The organism is Saccharothrix mutabilis subsp. mutabilis (assembly GCF_039521145.1).
Lineage (GTDB): Bacteria > Actinomycetota > Actinomycetes > Mycobacteriales > Pseudonocardiaceae > Actinosynnema > Actinosynnema mutabilis.
In genome coordinates this window covers 1-23197 of the sequence record NZ_BAAABU010000008.1, presented here as the reverse complement: position 1 = coordinate 23197, position 23197 = coordinate 1, and the positions used below count along the sequence as shown (strand labels likewise).

The following is a 23197-nucleotide window of genomic DNA, read 5'->3' as shown; positions in this document are numbered from 1 at the left end:
AACTGAGGAGTCTAGGGCTGGGCGGACGCGGAATCTCAGCGATGAGTCCATACCCTCGACGCCGTGACCACAGCTCCCGCCTCCCGGACCCGTCAGCGGTTGCGCGTGCACACCAGGCGCGTCCCGGCCGGTGGCCTGCTGGGCAGGCTGCCCGCGCCGACCGGCGCCCTGGCCTGGGTGCGGGACGGATCAGGCCTGGTCGGGTGGGGTGAGGCGGCGCGCGTTGAGGTGTCCGGGCCGGACCGGTTCGCCGCCGCCGACGCCTGGTGGCGCGACTTCACCGCGGCCCTGGACGTCGAGGACGAGGTGGGCGTGCCCGGTTCGGGGCCGGTCGCGTTCGTGAGCATGGCGTTCGCCGACCGGCCGGGGCACTCCGTGCTGGTCGTGCCGGAGGTCGTGGTCGGGCGGCGCGGCGGTGAGACGTGGCTCACCACGGTCGGCGAGAGCGAGCCGCACCCCGTGCAGCCGGTCACCCGGCCCTCGACCGTCCGCTACGCCGACGGCGAGCTGTCGGTCACCGCGTACCGGGAGGCGGTGCGCGCGGCCGTGGCCCGGATGCGGGCCGGCGAGCTGGACAAGGTCGTCCTCGCGCACGACCTGCTGGCCGTGGCCGACGCGCCGATCGACCACCGGTTCGTGCTGCGCGGCCTGGCCCGCCGCTACCCCGAGTGCTGGGTGTACGCGGTGGACGGCCTGGTCGGGGCCACGCCCGAGCTGCTGCTGCGCCGGTCCGGCCAGGTGGTCGACTCGCGGGTGCTGGCCGGCACCACGTGGCCGCACGACGGCATGTCCGACGACGAGCTGGCAGCCGCGCTGTTGTCGTCGGGCAAGAACCGCGAGGAGCACGAGTACGCGGTGGCCTCGCTGGCCGACACGCTGCGGCCGTTCTGCGCCACCATGTCCGTCGAGGGTCCCTCGGTGCTGCGCCTGCCGAACGTGTCGCACCTGTCCAGCGACGTCATCGGCACCCTCAACGACTCCCCGTCGCTGCTGCGGCTCGGTGAGGCCCTGCACCCCACGGCGGCCGTCGGCGGCACGCCCCGGGCCGACGCGATCGCCGTCATCGAGGAGCTGGAGGGCATGGACCGGGGCCGCTACTCCGGTCCCGTGGGCTGGATCGACGGCAACGGCGACGGCGAGCTGGGCATCGCGCTGCGCTGCGCCCAGGTCGAGGGCCGCACCGCGCGCCTGTTCGCCGGCTGCGGGCTGGTCGCCGAGTCCGACCCGGACTCCGAGGTCCGCGAGGCGCACGCCAAGATGCTGCCCTTCCGCGAAGCACTCGAAGGCATGTGACGGAGGTCACCGGGACGCCGGAGGGGCCTGCGGTCAACCGGTGTGTGACCACAGCACTGGAGAAACCGCCGGACCTGCGCGGGCCCGACGTGACCGCCGTGTTCGCGGAGCTGTTCGACGCCCACTCGCGGCAGCTGCGCGGCTACCTCGCGGGCCGCGTCGGCGAGTCCGCGGCCGACGACCTGGTGGCCGAGACGTTCCTGGTGGCGTTGCGCCGCCGGCACACCTACGACCCGGCCAAGGCCCCGGTCAAGGGCTGGCTGTACGGGATCGCGACCAACCTGGTGCGCGAGCACGTCCGCCGCGAGGTGCGCGGCCACCGCGCCGGCCTGCGCGCGGTCGGCCGGCCCGAACCCGACCACGGCGCGTTCGTCGCCGACCGCGTGGACGCCGAACGCGCCTCCAAGGCCGTCGCCGCCGCGCTCGACGACCTGCGCGACGAGGACCGGGACGCGCTGCTGCTGACCTCCTGGGCCGGCCTCACGCCGGCCGAGGTCGCCGCCGCCCTCGGGGAGCCGGCCAGCACGGTCCGCTCCCGCCTGCACCGCGTCCGCGCCCGCCTCCAAGCCCTGCTGACCGAGAAGGACCGCTGATGAGCGACCTCGACGACGTCCTCGACCAGATCAACCACCGGGCCCGCCACTCGACCGGCGCGCTGGACGACGTCCGCGCCCGCGTCCTGGCCGCCGCCGCCGAGGAGGAGCCGCGCCGCGCGGGCAGGTTCACCGTCCTCACAGGCGCGCGGACCGGCGCCTCCCGCCGGGTCCGCTGGGCCGTGCCGGTCGCCGCCGCTGCCGCCGCCGTCCTGGTCGCGGGCATCGCGCTGAACCGCCAGGCACCCCCCACGACCACCGACAGCGCCCTGACCGTGGCCACGTCCTCGGCTCCCGCCGTGCAGCTGCTGTCCGCGCAGGAGGTCCTGAACAACGCCGCCGACGCCATCAAGGCCGTCGACCCGGTGCTCGCGCCGGGCCAGTACCGGTTCATCCGCGAACACGCCTGGTACCAGCGGGGCACGCCCGGCTACACCTGGCTCAAGGAAGTCGCCTACGAGAAGTGGATCCCGCGGGACCAGTCCCAGGACTGGCTGGAGCGGCGGTCCTGGCTGCCCGGCCTGAAGTGGCTCGGCGGCTCGGTCCCGCAGTCAGAGGCGCAGGAGCCCCAGGCCACCGACACCGACACCGGCGAGCGGCGCGGCAAGTGCGGCAACTTCTTCCCCAACGCCCAGGACGCCAAGGCCTGCGGCGACCCGAAGGACTGGGACAACCCCGCCTTCTACGACGCCCTGCCGCGCGACCCGCAGGCGATCGTGGACTACCTGCGCGGCGCGACCGCCCACCGCGGCGCGACGCCGGCCGTGATGTTCCACTGGGGCGTGGAGATGCTGCGCACCGGCCTCATGCCCGCCGACCTGCGGGCCGGCTGGTACCGGGCGCTCGCCCTGCTGGACGGCGTGAAGGTCCACGACTCGGCGGTGACGCTGGACGGCCGCACCGGCGTCGCCATCGGCATCGAGGACGAGAAGGAGCGGCGGGACCTGATCGTGGACCCCGCCACCGGCGAGTTCATCGGCGAGCGCACGGTCGCCGGGCCCAACCCGCACTACTCGTGGATCGAGCCCGGCACGGTCACCGGCTACAGCGCCATCACCACCAAGGTCGTGGACGGCATCGGCCAGGGCTGAGCCCCAGCGGCCGACGACACCGGCCGAAGCCGAACCCCCGCACGGGAAGCGGCCCCCACCTCGCGCGAGGTGGGGGCCGCTCCGCGTCCACAGCGCGATCAGTGCACGTGCGAGTCGAGCAGCACGTGGGTCTCACGGATCTTCTGGAACGCCTTCGGCTCCGCCACCACGGCCTGCGTGGCGAACGTGGCCGCGCCCGGCGCCGCCGCCGGCTTGCCCGGCGTGAACAGCCAGGTCTGGAACAGCTCGTCCAACTGCTGCCCCGACACCGACTCGGACAGCGCGATGAACTCCTCGACCGTGCCGTTGCCGTACTTCTTCTGCTGCGTCCAGCGCTTCAGGATCGTGAAGAACGCCTCGTCGCCCACGGCCACGCGCAGCGCGTGCACGGCCAGCGCGCCACGGTCGTAGACCGCGCCGTGGAACAGGTCCGCCGCGCCCGGGTCACCGGGCAGCACCTGCCAGAAGGCGCTGTCGGCCGGGTACAGGTCGTAGATGTACTCGGCGTTCTCCTGCGCGGTGCCCTCGCCCACGTGCTCCGACCACAGGAACTCCGCGTAGCTGGCGAAGCCCTCGTTCAGCCAGATGTCCCGCCAGCGCTGCACCGACACCGAGTCGCCGAACCACTGGTGCGCCACCTCGTGCGCCACGACGTAGGTGTTCGCGCCGCGCCGGAAGAACGCCGGGTCGTAGGTCGAACGGGTCTGGTTCTCCAGCGCGAACCCGATGCCCGGCGCGACCACGCCGCCCTGCGCCTCGAACGGGTACGGGCCGAAGCTCTGCTCCAGGAACTCCGTCACCTCGGGCGTGCGCTCGACGCTGGCCTTGGCGGGCAGCTCGTTCTCGCCCAGGTTCAGCGAGTACGCGTTGACCACCGGCTGGCCGTTGGGCGCGGTCGACTGCCGCACCTCGAACTGGCCGATCGCCACGTAGGTCAGGTAGGTGGCCTGCGGCTTCAGGCTCCGCCAACGCCACCGGGTCCAGCCGTTGATCTGCTTGGCGGTGCCGTTGAACAGGCCGTTGGAGATGACCTCCACGCCGTCCGGCACGGCCACCGACACGTCGAAGGTCGCCTTGTCGGTCGGGTGGTTGTTGCTCGGGTACCACCACTGCGCGATGTCCGGCTCGTCGATCGCCAGCGCGCCGTCGGCGGTGCGCTTCCACGCCGTGTAGCCGTCCACGGCGTGGCTGGAGGGCACGTCGGAGTACGTGACGACGATGGTCACGTCGGAGCCCTTGCGGAGGCTCTGCTTCGGGTCGACGACCAGCTCGCCGCCGCTCTGGGTGAAGGAGGCGACGCGGTTGTTCACCCGGATCGAGCTGACCTTGAGCAGGAAGTCCAGGTTGAAGCGGCTCAGGTCCTGGGTGGTCCGGGCGACGATGGTCGTCGTGCCGGAGAGGTTGTCGGAGGTCGGCTGGTAATTGAGCCGGATGTCGTAGTGGGAGACGTCGTACCCGCCGTTGCCCGCATTCGGGTAGTACGGGTCGCCGATGCCCGGTGCGCCGGGTTCCGCGGCGGTCGCGGTGCCGGCGAGCAGCAGCAGTGAAGCCGCGGTGGCGGTGCCTAGCGTGAGCTTCGCTCTGAGGGACATGCCGGGAAGCTAGCTTTCCCGCAAGGCGCGCTGTACCCCCGTCCGTAGGTTCCTGGCTAATGGAAAGCGGTTGACACCGCCGCCTTGAGACGGCTGTGCAGATCGCGCAATTCGGTGCGTTTCGCCCGGATTTCCAGCACGCGCATTCCGTTCGGCGGGGTCAGCGCTCGTCTCAACTGGTCGGCCGTCTCGACGCGGGTGTGCGGGACGCCGTGCGCGGCGCACAGGAGCGCGAGATCGGTGCCGTGCGGCGTGCCGAACACCCGCTCGAACGTGGCCGCGTGCTTGGGCGCCCCCTGTTCGAGGAGGGTGAAGATGCCGCCGCCGTCGTCGTTGAGGACGACCACGGTCAGGTCGGGGCGCGGTTCACCGGGGCCGAGCAGCAGGCCGTTGGTGTCGTGCAGGAACGTCAGGTCGCCGATCAGGGCGAACGCGGGGCCGGCGGTGAGCGCGAGGCCGGCGGCGGTGGAGACGCTGCCGTCGATGCCCGCGACGCCGCGGTTGGCGTGCACCCGCACGTCCGCGCGGGGCGTGGCGACCAGGTCCACGTCGCGGACCGGGTTCGAGGAGCCCAGGAAAAGCCTGCTGCGCGGCGGGAGGGCGTCGAGCACGTCGCGGGCCACGTGCAGGCCGGTCGGCCACGGTTCGCGGGTGAGCAGGTCGTCCACGGCCGCGGCGGCGGCCTTGTCGGCGTGCCGCCAGGCGGCCAGCCACGCCGGGTCCACCTCGTGCTCGCCCAGCACCAGGTCGGTGGAGGTGTGGGTGGCGGCGAACTGCGGGTCCGGCCAGTCCGGGGCGTCGGACAGGACGTGGACGGTGGGGGTGGTGGCGAGCAGGCGCGTCACGCCCCGGGACAGGGTGGGGCGGCCGACGACGACCACGGCGTCCGGGGTCAGCTCGGCGGGCAGGTCGCCCGCGTTGAGCAGCAGGGAGCCGTGGCGCAGCGCGTCGGCGGCGGTCGCGGTGGGTTCGGCGACGACCGGCCAGCCGGCGCGTCCGGCCAGGTCGTCGAGGTCCTTGTCGGTGTCGCCGACGACCACCAGGGTGCGCGGGCCGAGGTGGTCGGCGGCGTGCACGGAGGTCGTGGTGCGCGGGTCGGTGCGGGTCCAGGGCATGTCGAACGGGCGGCCGTCCAGCGGCTCGACCCAGTCGTCGCCGGTTGGGACCAGGGGCTCCCGGAAGGGGACGTTGACGTGCACCGGGCCGGTGTCGCGGGCGGCGGCGACCGCGCGGCAGACCAGGGAGCGCCACAGGCCGTTCTGGCCGGTGCGGCGTTCGGCGACGGGGAATTGGAGGGTGGCCACGCCCAGGATGCCGTGCTGGTCGACGGTCTGGCTCGCCCCGGTGCGGTACAGCTCGACCGGGCGGTCGGCGGTGAGGGCGATGACCGGCGTCCGCGTGTGCCGCGCTTCCAGGACCGCCGGGTGGAGGTTGGCGACGGCGGTGCCGGACGTGCAGGTCACGGCGGTGACCTGGCCGCTGCCCTTGGCCAGGCCCAGGGCGAGGAAGCCGGCGCTGCGCTCGTCGATGCGGACGTGCAGGGTGATCCGGCCGTGCGCGGCGGCCTCCGCGAGGGCGATGGAGAGCGGCGCGTTGCGCGAGCCGGGGCTCAGCACGACGTGCCGGACGTCGTTGCGGATCAGCTCGTCGACGAGCACCCGGGCCTGCGCGGTGGACGGATTCACCTGCACATTGTCGCTCAGCGCTCGATCGGGTGATTCACCTTGCTGAGTCGAACAGGTGTTCGAATACTGGGATCATGACCACTGCACAGCACCGACACGCCGTTCCCGACCTTCGGCGGCCTGGGCCGCTCTCAGCTTCCGCGCGGGCATATTGTCCCCTGCGTGGCAGACCAGGACGTTTCCGAGCTGTTCGACCCGACCCGCTGGAAGCCGGTCGAAGGCTTCGACTTCACCGACATCACCTACCACCGCGCGGTGGACCAGGGCACGGTCCGCATCGCGTTCCACCGCCCCGAGGTGCGCAACGCGTTCCGGCCCCACACGGTGGACGAGCTGTACCGCGCGCTGGACCACGCCCGGATGAGCCCCGACGTGGGCTGCGTCCTGCTCACGGGCAACGGCCCGTCGCCGCGCGACGGGGGGTGGGCCTTCTGCTCGGGCGGTGACCAGCGCATCCGCGGGCGCAGCGGGTACCAGTACGCGTCGGGTGAGACGGCCGACACCGTCGACCCCGCGCGGGCCGGGCGGCTGCACATCCTGGAGTGCCAACGGCTGATCCGGTTCATGCCGAAGGTCGTGATCGCGGTCGTGCCGGGGTGGGCGGCCGGGGGCGGGCACAGCCTGCACGTGGTGTGCGACCTCACGCTGGCCAGCGAGGAGCACGCGCGGTTCAAGCAGACCGACGCCGACGTCGGCAGCTTCGACGGCGGTTACGGCTCGGCGTACCTGGCGCGCCAGGTGGGGCAGAAGTTCGCGCGCGAGATCTTCTTCCTGGGCCGGACGTACTCGGCGGCGGAAATGCACGCGATGGGCGCGGTGAACGCGGTCGTGCCGCACGCGGAACTGGAGAACACCGCGCTGCAATGGGCGAAGGAGATCAACGGCAAATCCCCGACCGCGCAGCGGATGCTGAAATACGCCTTCAACCTCATCGACGACGGCTTGGTGGGCCAGCAGTTGTTCGCCGGCGAAACCACCCGGCTCGCGTACATGACGGACGAGGCGGTGGAGGGCCGAGACGCATTCCTGGAAAAACGCGACCCGGACTGGTCCGACTACCCGTACTACTACTGACCCCGGCCACCCCATGACGACCACACACCCGCCAACCCTGACCACCCTCCACGCAGCCCTGACCCAAGCCGACCTCCCTCCGACCTCGGACGGCTCGGCGGTCTCGACCACCTCGGCGGCCTCAGACGGCTCGGGCAACTCGGCGGGCTCGGCAGGCTCGGCAGGCTCGGCAGGCACAGCCGACGCGGCGGCCCAGGCGGGCTCGGCCACCCCTGCCGACTCAGCGGGCTCGGGCAGTTCGGCCAGCGCGACGCAAGCGGCCAGCCCTGTCGACTCGGGCAGCTCGGTGAGCGCGGCGCGAGCGGCAGGCCCAGTAGACCCGCCAGACCCCGCAGGCCCTGCGGGCTCGGGCGGCTTGGTGGGCTCCGAGCGGTCTGCCGACCCGTCCCGGCCCGTCGCGGGTGGGCGGGTTGTCGTGGCGGCCGGGTTGCCCGGTGGGCGGGAGTTGGGGGCGCTGGTCGGGTGGGAGCGGGAGGCCGTGTTGGCGGTGTCCACCTCCGGCTCGACCGGATCGCCCAAGGTGGTGTTGCTGTCGGCCGCCGCGCTCATCGCGTCCGCCGAGGCGACCCACGCACGGCTCGGCGGGGCGGGCACCTGGCTGCTCGCCCTGCCCACCACCCACATCGCGGGCGTCCAGGTGCTCGTCCGCTCGGTCGTCGCCGGCACCGAACCCGGCGTCATGGACCTCGCCGCGGGCTTCCGCGCGTCCGGGTTCGCCACCGCCGCGCGCACCGTCCTCGCCACCCCCGGCCCGCACTACACCGCCCTCGTCCCGACCCAGCTCGCCCGCCTGGTCGCCACCGAAGGCCCCGGGCTGGCCGCGATCCGCGCGTTCGACGCCGTCCTCATCGGCGGCGCCGCCACGCCGCCCTCGCTGCTCCACCGGGCCCGCGAGGCCGGCGTCAACGTCGTCACCACCTACGGCATGAGCGAGACCGCCGGCGGCTGCGTCTACGACGGCCACCCGCTCGACGGCGTCAAGATCCGCCTCGACACCCGCGGCCGGGTCGAGATCGCCGGACCGACCCTCGCCCTCGGCTACCAGGGCGGCGAGCCGTTCGGCGAGTGGTTCCGGACCGGGGACCTCGGGCGGATCACCACCGGCGGCACGCTGGAGATCACCGGCCGCGCCGACGACGTGATCATCAGCGGCGGCGAGAACGTGTCGCCGCAGGAGGTCGAGCGGGTGCTCGCCGCGCAGCCCGGGGTGCACGAGGTGTGCGTCGTGGGCGTGCCCGACGACGAGTGGGGGCAAGCGGTGGTGGCCGCCGTCGTCCCCGTCGACCCCGACGACCGGCCCGACCCCGACGTCCTGCGCCAGGCGGTGCACGACGCGGTCGGGCGGTTCGCCATGCCGAAGCGGGTCGTCTTCCTCGGACAACTGCCCACCCGGGGTCCCGGCAAGGTCGATCGCGCCGCGGTCGCTCGCTCGTTCGGGTGAGTTTTTCCCACGGCCAACTTCTTGTTGGTTGACAAGTAACGCCGGCACGCGCTTGGCTCCGGTGAAGAACCGTGACGGGTGGCCCCTGAAGCGGTCCCTCCGCTCCACCTGTCCGGGCGAGGAGTGCTGCGATGACGAGGCGCCACCTGTTACCACTCGCCGTGACCGCCGTGCTGACCGCCGGCCTGACGGCAGCACCCACCGCTGCCGCCGCCGGAGCACCCACCGCTGCCGCCGCACCCAACGCCGCCGGAGCACCCACTGCCGCCGGCGCGCCCACCACGAGCGCGACCGACGCCTCCTGGCGAGCCGACCTGTCCATTGTGGACGCCGATGACAGCGGCGTCATCTCGGACGGCGGCGCCGTCCGGCTCGACCGCGCCGCGCCCACCCCGGCCAGCGCCCGCGCCGCCGTGCGCACCGGGTTCCTCCAGCTCGCCCCGCACCGGCTCGCCACCCCGGCCAACACCGTCGCCGCCGCCGTGAAGAGCACCGTGCCCGCCGGCGCGGAAGTCGCCGTGGACGTCCGCGGCGCGCTCGGCGACGACCAGTGGACCGAGTGGGTCGAGGCGCGGCCGGACGCCCCCGCCGTCCTGCCCGCCACCACCGACACCGTCCAGGTCCGGCTCGCCCTCACCGCCGAGCGCCAGACCCCCGAGGTGCGCGAGCTGACGCTCACCGCCGCCACCACGGAGTCCTTCAGCACGGAGGCGGCGGGCCTGTCCTACCGGATCTTCGCCACCCGCGAGGGCCTGGTCGGCGGCACCACCGCCAACGGCCACGTGATCAAGGAGCGCGACCACTTCGTCGCCCTGCCGTCGCGGCGCGGCCTGTCCGCCAACAACGCGGGCACCTACAGCGTCCGCGTCTGCGCGTCCAACGGCCGCTGCGAGTGGGCCCCGGTGTGGGACGTCGGCCCGTGGAACACCAAGGACGACTACTGGAACCCGCCGGCCACCCGCGAGATGTGGAAGGACCTGCCGCAGGGCAAGCCCGAGGCCCAGGCCGCCTACCAGGACGGCTACAACGGCGGGAAGGACCAGTTCGGCCGCACCGTCGCCAACCCGGCGGGCATCGACCTGGCCGACGGCACCTTCTGGGACGGCCTCAAGCTCACCGACAACGCCTGGGTCACCGTCACCTACCAGTGGACCGGCTCCGGCCCGGCGGGCTACGTGCGCACCGCGGGCGACCCGCTCAACGTCCGCAGCGGCGCCACGTCCACCGCGACCCAGGTCGGCCTGGCGGCCAACTACGCGATGGTGCGCGTCGAGTGCCAGGTGACCGGCCAGTCCGTCACCGGCTCGCAGGGCACCTCGAACATCTGGTACCGGGTCGCGGCGGGCAAGTACGTCGCCAAGGCCTACGTCTCGGGCGTGTCCGGCGCCACCACCTGCTGACCCGGCAACGGGTCCCCGAGATCCATCACGGAGGATGGGCGGCATGGCCACCCTCGCCCAGTGGATCTCGGGGACCCGTCCCCGCACCCTGCCGAACTCCATCGCGCCCGTCCTGGTGGGCGCGGGCGCGGCGCACCACGTCGACGGGTTCGACCCGACGTACTCGGTGCTCGCCCTGGTCGTCGCCGTCGCCCTCCAGATCGGCGTGAACTACGCGAACGACTACTCCGACGGCATCCGCGGCACCGACGCGAACCGGGTCGGCCCGTTCCGCCTGGTCGGCTCCGGCGTGGCGAACCCCCGGACCGTGCGGACGGCGGCGTTCGCGGCGCTGGGCGTCGCGGCCGTCGCGGGTCTGGTGCTGGTCGTGCTCAGCGGCCGGTGGTGGATGGTCGCGTTCGGCGCGGTGTGCATCGCGGCGGCGTGGTTCTACACCGGCGGGCGCAAGCCGTACGGGTACTCGGGGCTCGGCGAGCTGGCGGTGTTCGTGTTCTTCGGCCCGGCGGCCGTGCTGGGCACGCTGTACGTGCAGACCGGCGAGGTCACCGGCATCGGCATCGGCGGCGCGATCGCGATGGGCTGCTTCTCCACCGGCGTGATGATCGCGAACAGCCTGCGCGACATCCCGACCGACCTGCAGGCGGGCAAGCGGACCCTGGCGAGCACGTTGGGCGACCGGGACTCCCGCCGCCTCTACCTGGCGCTGGTGACCGTGCCGTTCCTGCTCACGCTGGCGATCGGCCTGCGGGTCCCCCTCGCCCTGCTGGGCCTGCTCGCCCTGCCCCTGGTCTTCCTCGGCGCGCGCCGGGTGGCCAAGGGCGCCAAGGGCCGCGACCTGATCCCGGTCCTCCAGACCACCGGCCTGGCGATGCTGGTCTGGGGCCTGATCACCGCCGTGACCCTGGCGCTGGACTGAGCCGCCGCCGAGCGCCTGCCGGGACTTCCCGGCCTACCAGGCGTCCTCGGTGAAGGTGCCCGGGAGTTCGTCGTCGTCGCGCGGCCGGGGCTTGGGGGGGTCCACGCGGACCTCCTCGCCCCGGCACAGCGCGGCCAGCCGGTCGCGGTCGGCTTCCAGGGCCGCGCGCACGCCGCGGTCGTGGGCCGCCTCGCCCATCAGCACCTGGCGCCAGCTCAGGTGGCCGCCGGCGACGCGGCGTTGCAGTGCCTGCAGTTCCGGTGACGCCTCGTTCGACTTGGCGAACGCCATCACGCGCCGCACGTCCTCCGCCGAGGGTTCGCGGGCCGGGTAGCGCAGCTTGGCCGCCTCCCGCATCGCCTGTTCGGCGGCGGCGACGGACCGGCCCAGCACCTCCTCGGCCGTCATCACCTCAGCGGTCCGCCACATGCTCACGGAGAACCCCTTCCCGACCGACCGATCCACGCTGCGACGCACGCCGCCCCGCCCGCGTTCCCTCGAACCCGCACATTTTCCCGGTCGACTTCTAGGCCGACCACGTCCCGGTCGAGCGGAACCGGGTCAGCGTCGCCAGGTGCGGCTCCAGGTCCAGGCCCTGCGCGGCGACCCACCCGTCGTCGTAGTAGGTGTTGGCGTACCGCTCGCCGCCGTCGCACAGCAGGGTGACCACGCTGCCGCGCAGGCGCGACGCCCGCATCTCGGCGATGAGCTGGAACGCGCCCCACAGGTTCGTGCCGGTGGACCCGCCGACGCGCCGGCCGAGGACCTCCTCGACGTGCCGGATGGTGGCGATCGACGCCGCGTCCGGCACCTTGATCATCCGGTCGATGACCTGGCCGACGAACGACGGTTCGACGCGTGGCCGGCCGATGCCCTCGATGCGCGACCCGCGCGAGCCGACCAGGGTGGGGTCGCCCGCGCACCAGGCGTCGAAGAACACCGAGTGCTCGGGGTCCACGACGGCCAGCCGGGTGTGCAGCTTCTTGTAGTGGATGTACCGGCCGACGGTGGCGCTGGTGCCGCCGGTGCCCGCGCCGACCACGACCCACTCGGGTTCGGGCGCGGCTTCCAGCGCCATCTGCTGGAAGACCGACTCGGCGATGTTGTTGTTGCCGCGCCAGTCCGTGGCCCGCTCGGCGTGGGTGAACTGGTCCATGAAGTGCCCGCCGAGTTCGGCGGCGAGCCGGCGGGACTCGTCGTAGATGGCGCCGGGTTCGTCGACGAAGTGGCACTGGCCGCCCTGCCGCTCGATCAGCGCCACCTTCTCCCCGCTGGTGGAGCGGGGCATGACGGCGATGAACGGCAGCCCGAGCAGGCGCGCGAAGTACGCCTCGGACACGGCCGTGGAGCCGGAGGACGCCTCGATCACCGGGGTGCCGCCGACGACCCAGCCGTTGCAGATGGCGTAGAGGAACAGCGACCGGGCGAGGCGGTGCTTGAGCGAGCCGGTGGGGTGGGTGGACTCGTCTTTGAGGTAGAGGTCGATGCCCCATTCGAGTGGAAGGGGGAAGTGCAGCAGGTGCGTGTCGGCGCTGCGGTTGGCGTCCGCCTCGATGATCGAGACTGCCTCGCACACCCATTCCCTGGTCCGGGAGCTACATCGGTCTACGGAAGTGGTCACGCCGGCACGATAACTTCTGCGGCGTGACCACACGTGGGAGCCGGACGCTGCGGGGCTGCCTGCTCGCGGGCGCCGTGGGCGACGCCCTGGGCGCCGCGATCGAGTTCGACCGGATCGACCGCGTGCGCGGCCGGTTCGGTCCGTCGGGTCTGACCGACTACGCGCCGGCCTACGGGCGGCTGGGCGCGATCACGGACGACACCCAGATGACGCTGTTCACCCTGGAGGGCCTGGTGCTCGCGAAGCGCCGGGGCAGCGACCCGGTGCACGAGGTGCGCGTCGCCTACGGGCGGTGGCTGCGCACCCAGGGCGGTCCGGAGGTGGCGCACGACGGGTGGCTGCTGGACGTGCCGGAGCTGCACGAGCTGCGCGCGCCGGGCACCACGTGCCTGACGGCGCTGCGGTCGGGCCGGCTGGGCACGGTCGAGTCGCCGATCAACGACTCCAAGGGCTGCGGCGCGGTGATGCGCGCGGCCCCGGTGGCGTGGTGGTCCGACGACGCGCGCGAGGTGTTCGCGCTGGCCACGGCGACGGGCGCGCTGACCCACGGCCACCCGAGCGGCTACCTGTCGGCGGGGGTGCTGGCGGTGGTGGTGCAGCGGTTGCGGCTGGGCGCGTCGCTGCCCGAGGCGGTGGACGCGGCGCGCGACGAACTGATTCGCTGGGACGGTCACGAGGAGCAGTTGGCCCTGCTGGACCTGGCCGTGGAGATGGCCGCGCGGGGCGTGCGCCCGACGCCGGAGGTGGTCGAGACGACGCTGGGCGGCGGCTGGGTCGGCGAGGAGGCCCTGGCGATCGGCCTGCTGGCCGCCCTCACGGCCCGGTCCGCGGCGGACGGGCTGCTGCTGGCGGTGAACCACTCGGGCGACAGCGACTCGACCGGCGCGATCTGCGGCAACCTGCTGGGCACGCGGGACGGGGTCGACGAGGTGCCGGAGCACTGGTTGGCGGACCTGGAACTGGCGGACGTGATCACACGGCTGGCCGACGAGGCGGGCGAGCTGTTCGAGACCTGACCCACGGGTCGCGCGGCACAGCGGATTGTCGGTGGGTGCCGGCACTTTCATGCCCGTGATCCCGCTGCTGCGCGACCCGGCGTTCCGCCGGTACTTCGTCGCCCGGACGTCCTCGCACCTCGGCGACGGCCTGATCGCCATCGCGCTGCTGTTCGGCGCGTTGCGGCTCGGGGCGTCGCCGACCGAGGTGGGGCTGGTGCTGCTGGCCGGCCGGTTGCCGGTCGTCGTGTTCACGATCGCCGGCGGGGTGGTGGGCGACCTGGTGTCGCGGCGCGCCGTCATGCTCGCCGCCGACGTGGTCCGGTGCGCGTCGCAAGGCCTGACCGCCGCTCTGCTGATCACCGGGACCGCGGCCCTGTGGCACCTGGCCGCGTTGCAGGCGGTGGCGGGCGCGGCCACGGCTTTCTTCACCCCAGCCGCCGCGGGCCTGGTCGCCGACGTGGTGCCCGCGACGCAGCGCCGGCAGGCGAACGCCCTGGTCAACGCCGCCCAGAACGCCGCGACGCTGGTCGCCCCGGTCGTCTCGGCGACGCTGGTGGCCACCATCGGCGCGGGCGCGTCCTTCGCCGTCGACGCCGCCACGTTCGCCGTCAGCGCTGTCGCGCTGGCCACGTTGAAGGTCCCGATCCAGCCGGTGTCACCTCGACCTGCGCTGCTGGACGCCGTGCGGCACGGGTGGCGCGACTTCCGCGCCCGTCCTTGGTTGCAGGCCACCACGGTGCAGGTCGCCGTGATCAACGGGGTGTGCATCTCCCCGTTCCTGGTCCTCGGCCCGATCATCGCCGATCAGCGCCTGGGTGGCCCGCTGGCGTGGGCCCTCATCGGCAACGGGTACGCCGTCGGCGCGCTGCTGGGCAGCACCGTCGCCCTGCGTTGGCGGCCACGGCACCCGCTCCGGGTGGCTGTCGCCATCCCCGTCGCCCTGGCCCCGCTGCTGGTCCTGCTCGCGGCCGGTGCACCGGTGGCAGTGCTCGTCGCCGCTGCTGTTCCCGCCGGGGTGCAGTCCGCTCTCCACGCCGTGCTCACCGACACCGCCCGGCAGGTCCACATCCCCGCCGACCTGGTCGCTCGGGCGACCGGCTTCTCCACCGTGGTCGGCTTGGCCGCCGCGCCCCTGGGCATGGCGCTGGCCGGTCCGGCGGCCGAGCGCGTCGGCGCCGGCCACGTGCTCCTCGCCGGCGCGCTGGTCGCCGTGTTGAGCGCACCGGCGGCGCTCGCCGTGCGCTCGGTGCGTCGGCTGCCGGCCGGAGCCGAGCCGGTGGTCACCACCCTCGACAACCCTTGATCTACATAGGTAGGATAAGGCCGTGGAGCCGTTGGCGCGCGTGGGTGGGGCGACGGTGGACGTGCTTGCCGTCCTCCTCGACAGCGATCGCCCGCGGTGGGGGCTGGAGATCATCAAGGTGACCGGCCGGCCGTCCGGCAGCGTCTACCCCCTGCTCGACCGGCTCGAACGGGCGGGCTGGGTTTCGTCCGAGTGGGACGACGACCCCGAGCGGCGTGGGCCGCGCCGGCGCACCTACCGGCTCACCGCCGACGGGGCGCGGGAGGCCGCCAAGGTGGTCGCCCGGCGGACTGCCAGAGCAAAAAAGACTTTGCCGAACACCGGACCGGAGGCCGCGCGATGACCCGTCTCGCCCTGCTCGTCGTGACCTGTGCCGTCGCGTTGCTGCCCCGCCACCTGCGGGACCGCTACCGCGAGCAGTGGCGCGCGGACGTGCTCGGGGCGGCGGAAGCGGGGTTGTCGCCGCTGGGGGTGGCGGTCGGCGCGCTCCGGATCGCGAACGTGCGCAAAGCCGTCCTGCCGATCGGGGTCCTGGCCATCGGTCTGCGGCTGCGGGAGAGCACGCGGTTCTCCGCGGTGCTCGCCGTCCTGGTGCTGGCCAACCTCGGCGGGATGTTCCTGCTGGTCGTCTAGGCGGTGCAGCCGGCCTAGCCCTCGGAGGACTCGCCGCGCAGCTGGGCGCGCAGCTTCTCGCGCTCGGCCCGCCGCGCCGCCTGCTTCTCCTCCAAGCCCTGCGCCACCCGCGTGCGCAGGCCCTTGAACAGGAACAGCGACAGCGGCAGCGCCACGACCACGCCCACCGCCAGGGCGACCAGCAGCGGCACGTTGAGCAGGACCAGGACCGCCGTGACCGCGGCGACCATGCCCAGCCGCGCGCAGACGTACAGCGTCACATCACGACCCAGGTGTTGCACGGTTACCCAGGCTACGCGCCGCCGTCGACGGTCGCGGTGTTGGGACGGCCCTCGAAGCGCGTGGACAGCACCACCGTGGTCCGCGTGCGCGCCACGCCGGGGATGCGGCGAAGCCGGCCCAGCGAGCGCTCCAGGTCGTCCACGGTGGCCACCCGGACCTTCACGATGAACGACTCGTCGCCCGCCACCCGGTAGCACGACTCGACCTCGACCAGCTCGCCCAGCGCGTCGGCCAGTTCGTCGTCGTCCGCGGTGTCGGTGGGGTGGATGCCGATCAGCGCCGTCACCCCCAGGCCGACCGCGCTGGGGTCCACCACGGCGTGGTAGCCGACGATGACCCCGGTGGCCTCCAGCTTGCCGACCCGCTCGTGCACGGCGGAGGCGGACAGGCCGACCTTGCGCCCCAGGTCGGCGTAGGTGGCCCGGCCGTTCTCGCGGAGGGCGGCGATGATCTGGCGATCAAGTGCGTCCACCGGGCCTAGCGTAGGGGTAGCGGCGGCGATGTCCGAACCGCCCACTTCGTCCCTTACTACCTCTTTACCATCACCCAAGCGTTCGAGTACCCGAAGGCCGGGATGCCACGATGCGTCCGGTACGTCTGATCGGCATCGGGGAGGAAGACCGTGACCGTCACGCAGGGACACCAGGGGGAACGGCTGCTCACGCCGGGTGAAGTGGCCAGTCTGTTCCGCGTCGACCCCAAGACCGTCACCCGGTGGGCGACCGCCGGCCGCATCGGCTCCATCCGCACCCCGGGCGGCCACCGCCGGTTCCGGGAGTCCGAGGTCCAGGCCCTGCTCTCGCAGTTGACCACCGAGGCGACCGAACCGGTGCGGCACTGAGTCCGTTCACCTCATGACACGGGTAACCTCGTGGCGAAGGAGGTGGCGACCATGCTCTACGTGCTCGCGCTCATCGGTGCGCTCACCATCGCCGTGCTGCTGTGGCGCGCGTTCGGGCCGGATCGGGTCGACTCCGCCCCCAGCCGCCGTGTGATCGCGCCGGACGACGACCCGGAGTTCTTGCGCAAGCTGGGCGAGCAGGCGAAGAAGAAGCGTCCGGAAGAAGAGTGACCGCACGTCGAAGAAGGGCCTCCCGGGCGGGAGGCCCTCTTCTGGTGCTCAGGTGACCTTGTTGGGGAAGTCGTCGGCCACGGTCGCGGCCAGCTCCAGCAGGGCCAGGCGGGTCTCCGGGCCGAGCTTGTCCAGCTCGATCTCCGCGCCCTCCTCCAGGTGCGCGTCGAACGGGATGCGCACCACGGCCCGGCAGCGCTGCGCGAAGTGCGCGGCGAGCTTGTCCAGGTCCACCTTGCCCGACCCCGGCCGCACCGAGTTGATCACGGCGACGGACTTGGCCACCAGGTCCCGGTAGCCGTGGGCCTCCAGCCAGTCCAGGGTCGCCGCGGAGGTCTGCGCGCCGTCCACCGAGCCCGACGACACCAGCACCAGCGAGTCGGCCTGGTCCAGCACGCCCTTCATCGCCGAGTGCATCAAGCCGGTGCCGCAGTCGGTGAGGACGATGTTGTAGAAGAGTTCGAGCAGCGCGACCGTGCGCAGGTAGTCCTGGTCGCTGAACGCCTCCGACACGGCCGGGTCCTGCTCGGAGGCGAGGATCTCCAACCGGCTGGGCGACTGCGAGGTGTACGCGCGGACGTCGCTGTACTTGGTGACGCGGGCCGCGTCGCGCAGGAGGTGCCGCACGGTCGCGGTGGTCTCGCGGGGCACCTTCAGGGCGAGCGTGCCGCGGTCGGGGTTGGCGTCCACGGCGATCACCCGGTCACCGCGCAGCGACGAGAACGTCGAGCCGAGCGTGGTGGTCGTGGTGGTCTTGCCGACGCCGCCCTTGAGGCTCAGCATCGCGATCTTGTAGCACCCGCGCAGCGGCTGGTTGATCCGCGCGATCAGCTCGCGCCGCCGCACGTCCGCCGGGCTCTCGCCCAGGTTGACCAGCCCGCCGGTCATCGAGTGCACGGTCTTGCGCCAGCCGGACTGCGGGGGCCGCTTGGCGCGCTTGATCAGCTGCTGCGACGACACCTCGTGCGCCGTGGCCTGCTGGGCGCGCTGCGGCGGCTGGGGCGGCTGGGGCGGCTGCTGGGGCTGGATGCTCTGCGGGAAGTTGTTCGGGAACGGCCCCTGGAACTGGTGCGGCCCCGACTGACCGGCGACCTGGTACGGCCCGCTCTGGTTACCGACCTGGTACGGCCCGGACTGGTTACCGACCTGGTACGGCCCGCTCTGATTGCCCACCTGGTATGGCCCGGACTGGTTGCCGACCTGGTACGGACCCGACTGGTTGCCGACCTGGTAGGACCCGGACGGCGTGCCCTGGGCGGGGTCGAGGTAGACGGTGGCGGGATCGACGTAGTGGGCGCCCGAACCCTCGACCTGGTAACCGCCGGACTGGTTCGGGTTGGGCTGCTGCCCTTCCGCGCCCGACGGCGGCTGCCACGACGACTCAGGACTCTCGTAGCGACCGGTCACCGCTGGGGTCCTCCCTGCGCAAAGCGGATCGAGCCTCCCCCGACCTCACGGTTCGACGGTAGTCGGCCCCCAGCGGTTCCACGACACTGGGTACGCCGGTCAGCCGACACCCGCGTAAGAGTGCAATCCAGTCGTGACCAGGTTGATGAAGAACAGGTTGAACACGTTGAGCGCGAAGCCCAGCGCGTTGATCCACGCCGCGGGACGCCCGCGCCAGCCGGCGGTCGCGCGGGCGTGCAGGTAGGCCGCGTAGACCACCCAGCACACGAACGCGACGGTCTCCTTGGGGTCCCAGCCCCAGAACCGGCCCCACGCCGCCTCGGCCCAGATCGCGCCGCAGATGATGCCGATGGTGAACAGCGGGAACGAGAACACCGTGCTGCGGTAGGCGACCCGGTCCAGCACGTCGGCGTCGGGCAGCTTCGCGAACCGCGCCCGGCCGGAGGACTTCAGCAGGTACAGCACGCTGGTCACGCCGGGCACGAGCAGGATGCCGCTGGACACCGAGATCACCGACACGTGCACCACGAGCCAGTAGGACTGCAACGCCGGCTGCACGGGCGCGGCCTCGGCGTACAACACCGTGCCGCCCAGGAACATCAGGATGACCACCGGCACCAGCACGAACCCGCCGAGCTTGCGCACCGGGAACGCGCGCATCAGCACCAGCCACGTCGCCACGGCGGCGAACGTCAGCAGCGAGCCGTACTCGTACATGTTGCCCCACGGCGCGCGCTCGGTCGCGAAACCGCGCAGCACCAGGGAGATCAGCTGGAGCAGCGCGCCCAGCACGGTCAGGGCGACGCCCATGCGGCCGAGCTTCTCGGCGCGGGACCGCTCCTGCTTGACCACCAGGCCGGGCGTCCACGTGCCGTCCTCGGCGGTGCCGGCCACCTTCGCCGCGCCGACCAGCTCACGCACCTTGGTGCGCCCGAAGGCCGCCTCGCACAGGTAGAACACGGCCGCGACGAAGTACACGGAGACGGCCGCACCGTAGGTCCAGTCGCTGTAGGTCGACAGCGTCTCGTTGACCGGCATCACTTCTCCTCCTTCAGCAGGTCACGCGCGAGCGAGCCGAACTCCTCGCCGTACCCGGCCTGGTCGGTGCGCGCGAGCCCGCCGACCTCGACAACCGTACGCCCGTCCGCCGCCGGGACCGCCCGGACCCAGACGCGGCGGCGCTTCACGCTCAGCGACACGCCCAGACCCAGGATCACCAGCACCGAGAACGCCAGCACCCACACCTGCGTGGGGTCGTGCGACACCTGGAGCGACACCCAGTCCTTGACGCCCTCGAACCGGACGACCGTGCCGTCGTCGAGGGTGAGTTCCTCGCCCTGGCGCAGGTTCTGGCGCGCGACCCTGGTCAGCTTGCCGTCCTGCACCTGCTTCTCGTCGATCGAGAAGATCGACTGGCCGCGGCCGGAGTCGGTGCCCAGGTCGCCCCGGTAGACGTCGATCGCCACCGCCGGGTCGCGCGCCTCGGGGAACACCGAGTCCAGCAGCTCGCCGCGGAACCCGGCGGTCGGCGCGAGCAGACCGGTGATGGCGAGCTGGTTCTTGCGGCGCTGCTCGGTGTCGGTGACGCCGGGCGGGTCGAACTTCGTCGCGCCCTCGGAGGCGAGGGTGACCTCGTTGACCGGCCGCCACTGGGTGGTGCCGGTGCGGACCTCGCCGTTGGGGAACCGGACGGTGAAGATCGGGGTGTAGCCGTGGCCGAGGAGGTAGACGCGGTCGCCGGCGGTGCGCAGCGGGCTGTTGACCTCCAGCGGGTACGGCCGCCACGTGCCGGTCCGCAGGTCCTCGCCGGACTGGTAGTCGATGTCCGCGCGGAAGCTCTGCGCCTGCCCGTTGTGCAGGTAGGTGGCGTGGAAGTCGTTGACCCGCACGCAGAACGGGGACAGCTGGGTGCCGTCGACGCGCAGGCCGGGCCGGAAGCTGTCGAAGTTGAACACGCCGGAGTTGCAGAACTGACCGCCCTTGGACTGGACGATCACCTGCCCCTCGTAGCCGACCATCTTGCCCAGCGCGAACGCGACCAGCAGGCCCAGCAGGGAGAAGTGGAAGACGAGGTTGCCGGTCTCGCGCAGGTAGCCGCGCTCGGCGCTGACGCTGCGCGCGCCGTCGGCCTCCTCGCGCTCGACCAGCCGCCACCCCCTCAACCGCGCCTTCGCCGACGCCATCACGGCTTCCGGGCTCGCGGACAGCTCGGCGGTCGCGTGGTGCGGCAGGCGGGACAGGTTGCGCGGGGTCAGCACGGGCTTGGCCCGCATCTGCTTGAAGTACTCCCACGTGCGCGGCAGCAGGCAGCCGACCAGCGACACGAACAGCAGCACGTAGACCGCGGAGAACCAGTAGCTGGCGTAGACGTCGTAGAACTGCAGGCGGTCGAGGAACCGGCCCCACCAGCCGTTCTCGGCGATGTACTCGGCGACCTTCTGCGCGTTGAGCGAGCGCTGCGGCAGCAACGCGCCCGGCATCGCGCCCAGCGCCAACAGGAACAGCAGCGTGAGCGCCGTGCGCATCGCGGTGAGACCGCGCCACGTGTTGCGCAGGAAGGCCAGGAACGCTTTCACTACAACGGCAGTTCCACGTCGCTGACCACGGCGTCCCGCAGCCAGAACACGAACTCGCCCCACAGCCCGGTGACCAGCGCCACGCCGACCGCGATCAGCAGCACCCCGCCGAACACCTGCACCTGCCGGACGTGCCCGCGCAGCCACCCGGTCACCCGCACCGCCCACCGCGCGCCCAGCGCGATCAGGATGAACGGCAACCCGAGCCCGATGCAGTAGGCCAGCACCAGCACCACCCCGCGCCCGGTGGCCGACCCGACCTCGGTGCCGCGCGCCAGGGCGAGCACCCCGGACAGCGTGGGCCCGACGCACGGCGTCCACCCGAGCGCGAACACCCCGCCCAGCAGCGGCGCGCCGATCAACCCGCCGCGCGGGGTGCGGTGCAGCCGGATGTCCTTCTGGAGCGCGGGCACCAGTCCGATGAAGACCAGACCCATCGCGATGGTGACGACACCGCCGACGCGCTGGAGCGTGTCGGCGTTGAAGTAGAGGGCGTCGCTCAACCCGAGCACCACGAACGAGGTGAGCGCGAACACGACGGTGAACCCGAGCACGAACAACCCGGCCGCTCCCGCGACCCGCCACCGCCCGGCCTTGCGCCCCTCCCCCTCGGTCACCGCCGGCGCCTCGGCGCCGACGAGCCCGGCCAGGTAGGCCAGGTAACCGGGCACCAGCGGCACCACGCAGGGGGACGCGAAGGAGATCGCCCCGGCGAGCACCGCCACGCCCGTGGCCAGCACCAACGGGCCCGAGATGGCGAGGTCGGTCGGGTTCACGCCAACCAGGGTAGGGAGCCACCGGGACCCCTCGCCCACCGGCTGCCCTTAGTGATGACCCCCGTCACTCCGATAGGGGCCTTTCCCGGTTCCCCTATCGGCTAAACCCGTCTTTCCACCCTTGTGAGTGAGTGACCTGCTTCATAGCGTCACCACCATGCGAGTTCACCGGCTCACCCTGCCCGTGCTGGCCGTCGCACTGGTCGTCGTCACCGCCCCCGCCCCCGGTGGCGCCGCGCAGTCCCCCGTCGAGTGGCGGGAGGTGTTCTCGCCGGACGGGAGCATCACCCAGGTGGCCGTCCCGAGGGCACTGGAGACCAGAGCCGAGCCGGCGCGGGTGGCCGCGGACGTGGTGGCGATCCAGGAGACCGGCGCGCCCGACCAGCGCTTCGACCTGGTCTTCGTCGGTGACGGGTACACGCAGGGCGACCTGGCGACCTACCACGACCACGTGGTGGGCAAGTGGGCGGAACTGTCGGCGGTCGAGCCGTTCAAGTCCTACAAGCAGTACTTCAACGTCTGGCAGGTCAACGTCGTCTCCCCGGAGTCGGGCGTGGACAACGACCCCACCCTGGGCACGAACCGCGACACGGCGCTGGACATGGGCTTCTGGTGCCAGGGCCGGGACGTGAACACCGAACGCCTCCTCTGCGTCAACCAGACGAAGGCGGGCCAGTTCGGCGCCCTCGCCCCCCAAGCCGACCAGGTCATCGCCCTGGGCAACACCGCCAAGTACGGCGGCGCAGGCGGCGGCATCGCCACCGCGGCCGGCGCGAACGACCAGGCCGGCCAGATCGCGGTGCACGAACTGGGCCACTCCATCGGCGGCCTGGCCGACGAGTACGACTACCCGTACGACAGGTACACCGGCGGCGAACCGACCGAACCCAACGCGACCGCCGACCCGGCCGGCGCGAAGTGGTCGAGGTACACCGGCCAACCGTCCCCGGACGGCGGCACGGTAGGCGCGTACGAAGGCAGCCGCTACTACCGCTACGGCCTCTACCGCCCCACAGAGAACTCGATCATGCGCACCCTGGGCCGCGAGTTCAACCTGATCGGCCGCGAAGCCATGATCAACGCCTTCAAAGCGAAGATCCCCGACCTGAACTGACCCGACACCAACCGGCGCGAAGCGCCGAACGGGCAGCCCACCGGAGGGGACACAACCCAAGCCGGGCTTCTTGCTTGTATCATCTCCGTATGGCCCGCCCGAAGGGCTACCACATTTTCCCGGGGTTGGGCCAAAAAGTTTTGCGAGGAACGAGCAAAAGTTTTTCGACCAACCCCGGGAAAATGTGGTCGGCTTTGCCGGGCCATGCGGAGATGACACAAGCAAGAAGCCCTCGCTTTGGTAGTTGTGTCCATCTTCGGTGGCTCGCCCGCCGGCGAGGCTCTTTTACGCTTTGAACTCACGCTGTCGCTCTCAAGCCCACGCTTCGCG

General features: G+C 72.3%; 24 protein-coding genes. 14 read left to right on the top strand and 10 right to left on the bottom strand.

Annotation, left to right across the window (positions count from 1 at the left end; genetic code table 11):
- Positions 1-63 precede the first annotated feature (63 nt).
- Genes ABD126_RS19330 through ABD126_RS19320 form a run of 3 tightly spaced genes read left to right on the top strand, consistent with a single transcriptional unit; the run spans position 64 to position 2977 of the window.
- Positions 64-1293, top strand: a complete 1230-nt coding sequence (locus tag ABD126_RS19330; RefSeq protein ID WP_343935272.1) for an isochorismate synthase — start codon at positions 64-66, stop codon at positions 1291-1293.
- Positions 1294-1337: 44 nt separating this feature from the next.
- Entirely contained in the window at positions 1338-1886 is a 549-nt protein-coding gene (locus ABD126_RS19325; RefSeq protein WP_343935271.1) for an RNA polymerase sigma factor, read from the top strand.
- Positions 1886-2977 carry a CU044_5270 family protein gene (locus tag ABD126_RS19320; RefSeq protein WP_343935270.1) on the top strand — a complete coding sequence of 364 codons (1092 nt, stop codon included), beginning with the start codon at positions 1886-1888 and terminating at the stop codon, positions 2975-2977. The genes ABD126_RS19325 and ABD126_RS19320 overlap by 1 nt, the downstream gene beginning before the upstream one ends.
- 98 nt (positions 2978-3075) lie before the next feature.
- Here the strand turns inward: ABD126_RS19320 and ABD126_RS19315 are convergent, their stop codons facing one another.
- Positions 3076-4569, bottom strand: coding sequence for a M1 family metallopeptidase (locus tag ABD126_RS19315; protein WP_343935269.1), 1494 nt, complete (start codon positions 4567-4569; stop codon positions 3076-3078).
- A 56-nt stretch (positions 4570-4625) separates the two neighbouring features.
- Positions 4626-6254: a 2-succinyl-5-enolpyruvyl-6-hydroxy-3-cyclohexene-1-carboxylic-acid synthase gene (menD, locus tag ABD126_RS19310; RefSeq protein ID WP_343935267.1), complete on the bottom strand. Its 1629-nt coding sequence runs from the start codon at positions 6252-6254 to the stop codon at positions 4626-4628.
- Positions 6255-6416: 162 nt separating this feature from the next.
- Here menD and ABD126_RS19305 point away from each other — a divergent pair, with 162 nt between their 5' ends.
- From ABD126_RS19305 to ABD126_RS19290, 4 genes are all read left to right on the top strand, one after another.
- A complete protein-coding gene (locus ABD126_RS19305) occupies positions 6417-7328 on the top strand; it encodes a 1,4-dihydroxy-2-naphthoyl-CoA synthase (protein ID WP_343935266.1) in 912 nt (303 codons plus the stop codon).
- 415 nt (positions 7329-7743) lie between these two features.
- A complete protein-coding gene (menE, locus tag ABD126_RS19300; RefSeq protein WP_343935265.1) occupies positions 7744-8769 on the top strand; it encodes an o-succinylbenzoate--CoA ligase in 1026 nt (341 codons plus the stop codon).
- 161 nt (positions 8770-8930) lie between these two features.
- The gene (locus tag ABD126_RS19295) at positions 8931-10169 is read left to right on the top strand and encodes a hypothetical protein (protein WP_343935264.1); all 1239 of its coding nucleotides are present in this window, start codon (positions 8931-8933) and stop codon (positions 10167-10169) included.
- A gap of 43 nt (positions 10170-10212) precedes the next feature.
- Complete coding sequence (locus tag ABD126_RS19290; RefSeq protein WP_343935263.1) at positions 10213-11085, top strand: 1,4-dihydroxy-2-naphthoate polyprenyltransferase; 873 nt, start codon at positions 10213-10215, stop codon at positions 11083-11085.
- Positions 11086-11118: 33 nt separating this feature from the next.
- Here ABD126_RS19290 and ABD126_RS19285 read toward each other — a convergent pair whose 3' ends face one another.
- Positions 11119-11514 (bottom strand): hypothetical protein, encoded by a 396-nt coding sequence (locus ABD126_RS19285; RefSeq protein WP_343935499.1) that lies wholly within the window; start codon positions 11512-11514, stop codon positions 11119-11121.
- A gap of 97 nt (positions 11515-11611) precedes the next feature.
- Positions 11612-12661 (bottom strand): L-cysteine desulfhydrase Cds1, encoded by a 1050-nt coding sequence (cds1, locus tag ABD126_RS19280; protein WP_343935262.1) that lies wholly within the window; start codon positions 12659-12661, stop codon positions 11612-11614.
- A 68-nt stretch (positions 12662-12729) separates the two neighbouring features.
- Between cds1 and ABD126_RS19275 the strand changes: the two genes are divergently transcribed.
- The 4 genes from ABD126_RS19275 to ABD126_RS19260 are packed head-to-tail and all read left to right on the top strand — an operon-like array spanning position 12730 to position 15640.
- Positions 12730-13722: an ADP-ribosylglycohydrolase family protein gene (locus ABD126_RS19275; RefSeq protein WP_343935261.1), complete on the top strand. Its 993-nt coding sequence runs from the start codon at positions 12730-12732 to the stop codon at positions 13720-13722.
- Positions 13723-13771: 49 nt separating this feature from the next.
- Entirely contained in the window at positions 13772-15007 is a 1236-nt protein-coding gene (locus tag ABD126_RS19270; protein WP_343935260.1) for an MFS transporter, read from the top strand.
- Between the two features lie 22 nt (positions 15008-15029).
- A complete protein-coding gene (locus ABD126_RS19265) occupies positions 15030-15350 on the top strand; it encodes a PadR family transcriptional regulator (RefSeq protein ID WP_343935259.1) in 321 nt (106 codons plus the stop codon).
- Positions 15347-15640: a hypothetical protein gene (locus ABD126_RS19260; protein ID WP_343935258.1), complete on the top strand. Its 294-nt coding sequence runs from the start codon at positions 15347-15349 to the stop codon at positions 15638-15640. The genes ABD126_RS19265 and ABD126_RS19260 overlap by 4 nt, the downstream gene beginning before the upstream one ends.
- A gap of 14 nt (positions 15641-15654) precedes the next feature.
- Here ABD126_RS19260 and ABD126_RS19255 read toward each other — a convergent pair whose 3' ends face one another.
- A complete protein-coding gene (locus ABD126_RS19255; protein ID WP_343935257.1) occupies positions 15655-15921 on the bottom strand; it encodes a DUF4229 domain-containing protein in 267 nt (88 codons plus the stop codon).
- Positions 15922-15932: 11 nt separating this feature from the next.
- Positions 15933-16394 carry an Lrp/AsnC family transcriptional regulator gene (locus ABD126_RS19250; RefSeq protein ID WP_343935256.1) on the bottom strand — a complete coding sequence of 154 codons (462 nt, stop codon included), beginning with the start codon at positions 16392-16394 and terminating at the stop codon, positions 15933-15935.
- Positions 16395-16544: 150 nt separating this feature from the next.
- On the opposite strand from ABD126_RS19250, the gene ABD126_RS19245 reads away from it, so the two are divergent.
- Together ABD126_RS19245 and ABD126_RS19240 are read left to right on the top strand one after the other, a co-directional pair.
- The gene (locus ABD126_RS19245) at positions 16545-16763 is read left to right on the top strand and encodes a BldC family transcriptional regulator (RefSeq protein WP_121224681.1); all 219 of its coding nucleotides are present in this window, start codon (positions 16545-16547) and stop codon (positions 16761-16763) included.
- Between the two features lie 51 nt (positions 16764-16814).
- Positions 16815-16994: a hypothetical protein gene (locus ABD126_RS19240; RefSeq protein ID WP_309116979.1), complete on the top strand. Its 180-nt coding sequence runs from the start codon at positions 16815-16817 to the stop codon at positions 16992-16994.
- 48 nt (positions 16995-17042) lie between these two features.
- Here the strand turns inward: ABD126_RS19240 and ABD126_RS19235 are convergent, their stop codons facing one another.
- From ABD126_RS19235 to ABD126_RS19220, 4 genes are all read right to left on the bottom strand, one after another.
- Positions 17043-18401 carry a nucleotide-binding protein gene (locus ABD126_RS19235; RefSeq protein ID WP_343935254.1) on the bottom strand — a complete coding sequence of 453 codons (1359 nt, stop codon included), beginning with the start codon at positions 18399-18401 and terminating at the stop codon, positions 17043-17045.
- 99 nt (positions 18402-18500) lie between these two features.
- A complete protein-coding gene (gene ccsB, locus ABD126_RS19230) occupies positions 18501-19439 on the bottom strand; it encodes a c-type cytochrome biogenesis protein CcsB (protein ID WP_343935253.1) in 939 nt (312 codons plus the stop codon).
- Complete coding sequence (resB, locus tag ABD126_RS19225) at positions 19439-20926, bottom strand: cytochrome c biogenesis protein ResB (RefSeq protein WP_343935498.1); 1488 nt, start codon at positions 20924-20926, stop codon at positions 19439-19441. The genes ccsB and resB overlap by 1 nt, the downstream gene beginning before the upstream one ends.
- A gap of 50 nt (positions 20927-20976) precedes the next feature.
- Positions 20977-21753, bottom strand: coding sequence for a cytochrome c biogenesis CcdA family protein (locus tag ABD126_RS19220; RefSeq protein ID WP_343935252.1), 777 nt, complete (start codon positions 21751-21753; stop codon positions 20977-20979).
- A 157-nt stretch (positions 21754-21910) separates the two neighbouring features.
- Between ABD126_RS19220 and ABD126_RS19215 the strand changes: the two genes are divergently transcribed.
- Entirely contained in the window at positions 21911-22867 is a 957-nt protein-coding gene (locus ABD126_RS19215) for a M64 family metallopeptidase (protein ID WP_343935251.1), read from the top strand.
- Positions 22868-23197 lie beyond the last annotated feature (330 nt).

Bases quoted from the DNA above. Each gene is read 5' to 3' on its own strand.
- ABD126_RS19290 (WP_343935263.1), top strand. From the start codon at position 10,213: ATGGCCACCCTCGCCCAGTGGATCTCGGGGACCCGTCCCCGCACCCTG.
- resB (WP_343935498.1), bottom strand. From the start codon at position 20,926: ATGCGCACGGCGCTCACGCTGCTGTTCCTGTTGGCGCTGGGCGCGATG.
- ABD126_RS19260 (WP_343935258.1), top strand. From the start codon at position 15,347: ATGACCCGTCTCGCCCTGCTCGTCGTGACCTGTGCCGTCGCGTTGCTG.
- ABD126_RS19285 (WP_343935499.1), bottom strand. From the start codon at position 11,514: ATGTGGCGGACCGCTGAGGTGATGACGGCCGAGGAGGTGCTGGGCCGG.
- ABD126_RS19270 (WP_343935260.1), top strand. From the start codon at position 13,772: ATGCCCGTGATCCCGCTGCTGCGCGACCCGGCGTTCCGCCGGTACTTC.
- ABD126_RS19215 (WP_343935251.1), top strand. From the start codon at position 21,911: ATGCGAGTTCACCGGCTCACCCTGCCCGTGCTGGCCGTCGCACTGGTC.
- ccsB (WP_343935253.1), bottom strand. From the start codon at position 19,439: ATGCCGGTCAACGAGACGCTGTCGACCTACAGCGACTGGACCTACGGT.
- ABD126_RS19240 (WP_309116979.1), top strand. From the start codon at position 16,815: ATGCTCTACGTGCTCGCGCTCATCGGTGCGCTCACCATCGCCGTGCTG.
- ABD126_RS19315 (WP_343935269.1), bottom strand. From the start codon at position 4,569: ATGTCCCTCAGAGCGAAGCTCACGCTAGGCACCGCCACCGCGGCTTCA.
- ABD126_RS19320 (WP_343935270.1), top strand. From the start codon at position 1,886: ATGAGCGACCTCGACGACGTCCTCGACCAGATCAACCACCGGGCCCGC.